This is a genomic window from Streptomyces sp. NPDC047014 (assembly GCF_040644195.1).
In the GTDB taxonomy this organism is placed as follows: Bacteria; Actinomycetota; Actinomycetes; order Streptomycetales; family Streptomycetaceae; genus Streptomyces.
Genome location: NZ_JBEYVX010000160.1, coordinates 1 through 6,821, shown reverse-complemented (window position 1 = coordinate 6,821; position 6,821 = coordinate 1). Strand labels below are relative to the sequence as shown.

The 6,821-nt window shown below is 67.9% G+C and carries 6 protein-coding genes and 1 pseudogene; 4 read left to right on the top strand and 3 right to left on the bottom strand.

All coding sequences use genetic code 11. The features are described from left to right. Positions 1-1,676: 1,676 nt before the first annotated feature. Positions 1,677-2,517, top strand: a pseudogene (locus tag ABZ873_RS33690) (IS5 family transposase); the annotation flags it as partial. Between the two features lie 9 nt (positions 2,518-2,526). On the opposite strand, the gene ABZ873_RS33685 reads toward ABZ873_RS33690, so the two are convergent. Next, positions 2,527-2,829, bottom strand: a complete 303-nt coding sequence (locus tag ABZ873_RS33685) for a hypothetical protein (RefSeq protein ID WP_360880526.1) — start codon at positions 2,827-2,829, stop codon at positions 2,527-2,529. A 1,583-nt stretch (positions 2,830-4,412) separates the two neighbouring features. Between ABZ873_RS33685 and ABZ873_RS33680 the strand changes: the two genes are divergently transcribed. From ABZ873_RS33680 to ABZ873_RS33670, 3 genes are all read left to right on the top strand, one after another. After that, positions 4,413-4,628 carry a hypothetical protein gene (locus ABZ873_RS33680; protein WP_360880523.1) on the top strand — a complete coding sequence of 72 codons (216 nt, stop codon included), beginning with the start codon at positions 4,413-4,415 and terminating at the stop codon, positions 4,626-4,628. A gap of 131 nt (positions 4,629-4,759) precedes the next feature. Then, entirely contained in the window at positions 4,760-5,122 is a 363-nt protein-coding gene (locus ABZ873_RS33675; protein ID WP_360880520.1) for a hypothetical protein, read from the top strand. Between the two features lie 618 nt (positions 5,123-5,740). Continuing rightward, positions 5,741-6,034, top strand: a complete 294-nt coding sequence (locus ABZ873_RS33670) for a hypothetical protein (RefSeq protein ID WP_360880517.1) — start codon at positions 5,741-5,743, stop codon at positions 6,032-6,034. Here the strand turns inward: ABZ873_RS33670 and ABZ873_RS33665 are convergent. After that, the gene (locus tag ABZ873_RS33665; RefSeq protein ID WP_360880514.1) at positions 6,024-6,314 is read right to left on the bottom strand and encodes a hypothetical protein; all 291 of its coding nucleotides are present in this window, start codon (positions 6,312-6,314) and stop codon (positions 6,024-6,026) included. The genes ABZ873_RS33670 and ABZ873_RS33665 overlap by 11 nt on opposite strands. After that, the gene (locus ABZ873_RS33660) at positions 6,311-6,667 is read right to left on the bottom strand and encodes a hypothetical protein (RefSeq protein WP_360880511.1); all 357 of its coding nucleotides are present in this window, start codon (positions 6,665-6,667) and stop codon (positions 6,311-6,313) included. The genes ABZ873_RS33665 and ABZ873_RS33660 overlap by 4 nt, the downstream gene beginning before the upstream one ends. Between the last annotated feature and the right edge of the window lie 154 nt (positions 6,668-6,821).

The window sequence follows — 6,821 nt, the reverse complement described above, 5'->3', positions numbered from 1 at the left end:
GCTTCCTTCGTACTCACCCTCGCGGGTTTTCCTCCGGGCTTTCGTTCTGCTGTGTTGCTTTGTTCTTGCGTTTCCGACTCTATCAGACGTTTTCCTGTCCGATTTCCCCGGTGCTTTCCAGTTCCACGCTTTCGCGCTTTCCTTTCCGGCGGTTCCGACTCTATCAGAAGTTTTCCACCGGATTTCCCCGGCTTCGATTCCCGAATGAAGAGTCGAGTGTCCCCACTCGAAAATGCTTCCTAGCGGGGGCTGCTGCCGAGCATCTGCTCCAGGCAACTGCTCGACTCTACAACCGCCCCCACCCACCGTCAAATCCACCCCCACCCCTCCCACCGAGGCCCCTACACCCGCCCCCGACAGCAAGGAAGGACAACGCCCAACGGCACCACCGAACTGCTCAGCCCTCGCCACCAACCCCCTACCCGGCCCCAGCCCGGACAGCGTCAAGCAACCTCCCCGAGCGAGCCCCACGCCTCCCGCAGCACCAAAGCCCGCGCTCGTACGCCTGGTACCTGCCGCATTCGAGGCTCAGCTACCGATCTCCTGTGCCGGATGTCCTGCGGCGCGAGTACACGGAGCCGGGCTTTCCCGCTCCACTCCCACCAGGCGGGCATCGGGTCCGGCCCGCACAGCCGGCTCGCCGACGCGCCGCCTACGACGGTGTAACCCTCCGGCCACAGAGCAACGGCCGCAGGCAGGGCGCCGTCGAAGACGCCGATGTCAGCGCCAGCGCGCCCAGGACACCGATGCCGAGGGCAGAGACCTGTGCACCCACGCTCTCCCGCCAGGACCTGCCCCAGCACCTCCTTGTCACGTCCTGCGAGTGCTTTGCTGTTCAGCCTGCCGACCAGCGTGATCCCTGTTGCAGCCAGCACTCGCTGGCGCCGCCGTACGAGCAGCGCCCTGGAGAGATCCGAGAGCAGCAGGGCACTTCCCTGTACGTCCCCGATCGGTAGCCTCCTAGCGGACCAAAACCCGGCCAGCAGTGCCTAGTTGGCTTTCGCGGACCGTCGGTAGGCACTCGCCACCGTCGTGGAGAAGATGCTCAAGATGGCGGTGGCGGGGACTCCCCTGGGGCCTGGGCGAGATGAAGCTGCTAGAGCCCCCTTCACACCGTCCCGGCGCAGGTAAGGGGCAGACGCCTCCGGCCACCGACCACAGGCCGTCGTCTACCTCACCGGCCGAGCCACGCGCCCGGCCACTGGCCTCTCCCCAGGCACGGCAAAGACCGACTTCATGGTTGGCGGACTCCCACTGCGCACCCTGGGAAGGACCAACCAGGCCCCCTCCAGACGCGCGGCCCGCCACCGGGCCCTGGAGCGCCCTCAGTCCCCACCGCCCTCTGACCGCTGGAGCAATCACTGCTCCCACCCCCTCGGCTGATCAGGAAGCCCCAACAAACTGTCGTCGCGCCGTGCACGGGTGCCTTCCCCCATCTCCCACTCGCTTCCCGGGGTGCTCATCACGTCGGTGCCGAGGCCGGCCTCAGCACCGCAGGCAGCGGCACCTCCAACGCCGGTCCGGCTGCGGCTCCGAAGACTTCTGCGGCCTATCCGCCTCCGCCCGCCTGAACACAGCCCACCTTCCGCCCGTCGGCACCTGCCTCCCCCGCACGGGGCCGTAGTACCCGTTCACCTAGCGGGTGTCTCTTTGATGGGCTGATCAACTGATCGGATGTGTCTGTCCGATCAGTGATCGCTGATGCGATGTGGGACCGGATCGAGCCGCTGATGCCGGCCGATCCGGTCTGTGGACGCCGGTGGGCCGATCACCACCGAACGCTCGAGGCCATTGTGTGGAAGTACTGCACCAACTCGCCCTGGCGGGACCTGCCCGGTGAACTCGGCCCCTTCCAGACCGCCCACAAACGGCTGGTCAGACGGGCGGTCGACGGCACCTGGGAGGCGATCCTGGCCGCCGTCCTGGCATGGGTGGACGCCGCCGACGACATCGACTGGACCGTGTCGGTGGACTCCACGGTCGTCCGGGCTCATCAGCACGCCGCTGGAGCACGCAAAAGCGGGCGACAGACTCCGGCCGAGCCCGCCGATCACGCACTCGGACGCTCCCGCGGCAGGCTGAGCACCAAGTTCCACCTCGCCGCGGACGGCGGAGCACGGCCTCTGGCTTTCACCATCACCGCAGGCCAGGCCAGTGAAGCACCCGCTTTCGAGACCGCCATAGCCCCGGGTGCCCCGCAGCGACCCCGGCAGGCCGCGAACCCGGCCCTTCACCGTGCTGGTCGACCGTGCCTACTCCTCCCGCGCCATCCACAGTCACCTGCCGCGCCGCGGAATCCGCGCGGTCATCCCGCAGCCCTCCGACCAGTTCGGCCACCGCCGACGGCAAGGCCACCACAGCAGCCGCCCGCCAGGCTCTGCCCGAGATGCCTACAACCAGCGGAACACGGTCGAACACCGCATCAACCGGCTCAAGCAGTGGCGCGACCTGGCCACACGATGCGACAGACTCGCCATCGCCGACCAGGCCGCACTCCACCTCGCTGGCATCCTCATCCTGCTGAGATCAGCCCGCGATGCCGTCCACCCATACAGAGAACTTCGCAGCGCCTCGACGAACAGCTTCGTCCGGATCCCGTGCGAGCGCTCGACTTGCCATGGCAAAGGCCGACGCACTGCCCGGGCCCACTAGCGCGTCATGCACCCCGGCCTGCATCCAGTCCGCTTGGTTGTCGTCAGCCACGGCGGCCGCGAGAACGATGAGCCTGACGGCGGACACCGTCCCCACCCGGACGAGCGCATCAGCCGTCTGCCGGGTCACCGCAGTGTCCTCGGCGTCCAGCAACAGCCCCACCAGCACCGGCGCCACCGCAGGAACATCCGCAAAGGGCACAAGGTCCCGCCCGGCACGAACACGCTGCTCCTAAGAGGAGGACGACGCCTCGACCAAGGCGGCCTCCACCCCACTCACCATCTCTGACACGACCAGACAGTCTCATGCCCCCGCCAAGGGCTCCCGCATCGGCAGAGCGGTGCGACCACGCATAGGAAGAGCGCCCAGCAACCCCGGCCTCGTGACCGAATTACCGGCCGGCCTCCAGACCATTCAGACGAGATGAGCAGGCGACGACACAGCCGGGCTACCCGACCGAGACACCACCACGGTCGGTGGGCTACCGCGACCGAGCAGTTGCCGGACATCCCTGTGCGGCCGTTCCCTGCCGAGTCGGAAGTCGCACGGCCGACCAGCCCACAGAGCCGGTCCAAGTCATGGTCTTCACTCCCCTGGGCGACAACATCCTGCGGATCGGCACCGGGGCCGTCCGGTCATCGCTCGACAGCCGGACCCTCTGGCATACGCCGGCACCCTCGACTCACCCAAGGCCAGCCGGCAGCTCCACGCTCCCCAACCTGGCACGGCAAGCCGAACCCGGCCGCGACCAGGAACGGCAGCAGGGCCGAGCCCGCCACATCGGCGGACCACCTCACCCTGCTGCGGTCTCGCCTTCCGTGACACCCGGCCTGCCAGCAACACCTGCACCTGCGTACGCACCCCACCGCCACGCCCCGCAACGGAACGCGCTGGAGTCCACGGTGACCCACAACCGCCCCTGCCGGCAGCCCGCACCCACCAACAGGTCGGCCGGGAAATCCTGCTGCCGACCGCAAGACCCTGTGAGGCATGACGCACTCCCGGTCTGACCTCGACGGCGTCCGCCTCACCGACGTGTCACCGGCAGCGGCCTTTCATCGACAAATGGCCCGTCGTCTCCGTAGTCGAAAACGGGCCCTGACTCCCGCTGCCCCATCGAGATCGGCGTCCAATGCAACATCCAGACGCACGACAGCCCAGCGGCCTCTACGAGCACGGTCAGGCTCTCTCACTCCTGGGGGATGCGGATCACTCGACGGGCACATCGAGTTCGAGCGCGGGCTGATCAAGTGACCACCAGCTGAGGGCCACGATCACCCCGCCCTGCGCCGTTCCACCGGCAATGAGGTGAGGCGAAGAAGCCGTTGGCCGTATTCAAGGATTGCCACCGCAAGCCGCACCGACGGACATGCGTGGTGAGTCTGGTCGCCGGCCGACGCTGCGAGATCGAAGACGGCCTCACCGCTGCCCACCGTGTCGACAGCCACCTGGACGTGCCTGAACCTCTCGCTACTGACAGCAGCTTCAAGCGTTTCTAGACAGTGACTAAAATTCGCCCTTGAACCACAGTCTGGCGGTCAGTAAATTCAGCTGCTCGTCGGACTGCTGTCCGGCGCCGTAGGTCGATATGCAGGGAGACAGGGATGCGCAGCAGGTTTCGAACCTGCCGCTGACTCGTGAAACGCGGGCCAGCGGGGTTCTTCATTCGCTTGGTTGCCCTGACAAGGCACCGTCCGAGGGAGACGTATGCCCTCAGTCGGACACCAGGTGACCCCGCTCGCGTATCCGAGGAGTGCACCTTGCTGGACCGTTTGATCGACCTCCTGTCTCAGACCCGGACCCTCCGCGCCCTGCTCGATTTCTGCACCACCGTGGTCCGTCTGCTGCCCGCGTTGGTCGTGATCGTGGCGCTCATCCCCTCGTTCGTCGTCTTCGCGTTCATCTCCGCCGGGGCACGCCGGTCGGTTCTCGACATCGTGGACCGCCTCACGAACTGGACCCTCGCCCGCTACTGAACTCGACTGAGTGATGTCGGTGCCGTTCGCCTGACAGCTGGTCGGCGGCACCGACCTGGCCCTGTGAGCGTCGGGTCGACGGACCCTAAATTGGTCGAAGCCCGAAGCTGCTGGCCAGCTACGGTGGCGGCATGCCTGAAAATCTGCCCAAGGATGTAGCCGACGTGCTGGTCCTCGTCCTGAACCCGGACGAGCCGATTCACGTCGCCCTCCGACGGCAGGTGCCCCAACTCAGGGTGCAATCCCGCTGCAAGTGTGGTTGCGGCACTGCCTACTTCAACCTTGACGCCGACGCGTTGGATCCCGCGCCAACGGGCACCGGCACCGTCGTGGCTGCCGACGTACAGCTGGTCACCGAAACCGGCGAGGGCCCTGGTGAGGTCTTGGTCTTCGCGCAAGGCGGCTACCTCTCATGGCTGGAGGTCTGCTCTTGGAGCGATGACGTCGAGGTGAACCTCTCCGCGGCGCGGCGCTGGCTACAGCCGTCGTCCTGAACCCGAGCCGGTAACAGCTGGCGTCTCGGACCCTGACGCCGCCACCACGAGTCGACCGACATCACAAGTTCAAGTTCAGTAGCATCTCGCGCAGCTTCTAGAACAACCGCTCCTATCTCTACGGCCTACGGGTCGCAGGCTCCGAAGCTCGATTCGCCGGCGGAGTGCGGCGTAGACCCGCCGCCAGGTCCAGGCGGACGAGAGCAGGACAGGAGCCTGCTCCCTGCCTGCGGGCACGCGCCCAACCAGCAGGCGCTCGCACTGTCCCGAACGGCGCCCGTCAGACCGACTGCACATACGGCGGACCGACCTCGTGGCAGGGGCCTGCAAGAAGCGGCAGGGCCGTTCCCGGCGCCCGCGCCCCGGAGGCGCCGGGCCCCGATCGGCGTTGGTGAGGCGCATCCTGCCGGTCGGGCCACTCCGGGAGTGTCCCCCAACGAGCCCTCTCGGGCAGCGGTGAGGTGGCAGGCCCATGGAGGGGGTCAGGATCAGCAGTCCGCTCGGGCCCCAGGCCAGGAGGCAGGCGGAGGTGTCCTCGGTCGTCCCGCGGGGAGGGGGGAACGCTCCCACGCACCACCGCCCCCGGCAGCGGCAGCTCGCCGTTGGGACACTGGGGCGATGAAGCCCTGGAGCACCGCCAACCAGAGAGCACTGCGGCAGCTGCTCAACGCGTGGGATCCGGTCGGCGTCGCCGACAGCGTGGAGGACGAGTACGACTGCATGCTCGCCCCTCTTCTCGGGCGGCTCTGCCGCGGCGCCGGCCAGGCCGAGATCGACGCGTACCTGCGGCACGAGCTCGAGGAGCACTTCGGCCTCGATCCCTCCGGCTCGCATACCGACGCGGTGGCCGGTCAGGTGACCGCCTGGTGGGCGTCCGGCGGCCCGGCAGCCGCGGCCGGCGTCAGAGGTTGACGCGCTTGAGGTAGACCCGGCTGCGGTGGGGGATGGTCTGGTACCAGACCATCAGGTGCTCGTCCTCGTACGTACGCAGGCGCATCGGGTGCGGGTCCTCGTAGAGGCTGCCGTCCTTCGGGTCGAGGGCCATCGACGCCAGGTCGACCAGGCCGTCCATGACCGCCGCGACCAAGTCCTGCTGCCCGGCCGGCATGTCACCGAGGACCCACAGCCGACTGGGGTCGCACTCCCAGGCCCAGCCGCCCTCGTTCTCCACGCCTTCGCCCCGCGCGGTCACTGACCGATCTCGCGCTGGGCCTCGGCCAGGATGCGGCTGCTGGTTTCCATGGCCGCCCGGAACTGGTCCTCCGTGGCGTCCGGGTCGCCCGCGGTACGTTCCGCCTCGTGCAGCGCCGCCGACCGCGCCGGCCAGCGGTGGATCGCCACGTGCGTGGCCCACTTGATCAGGAAGAAGCGGAGGGGGTTGATGGCCCCGGTCTCCGCGGCACGGTCGAACGCCTCGTTGCATTCCTTGTCGAGCACGGCCAGGTTGGCCATGTCGATCCGTCGCACGGCGTCCCGCAGCGCTTCCCGGGTCATCGCCGGCTGGGGGATGAGCGGCCCGCCGTCTTCCCACTGCTGTGCTGTCATCGTGTCCTCCAGGGGAACGCTCGCCAGGATACCCAGCGGCACCCCGGAAACGGCTCCCGAACGCAGAAAAGCCCCGCACCGGACCCTGAAAGGGCTGGTGCGGGGCTTTCCCACAATGATTGTTCGGCGGCGTCCTACTCTCCCACAGGGTCCC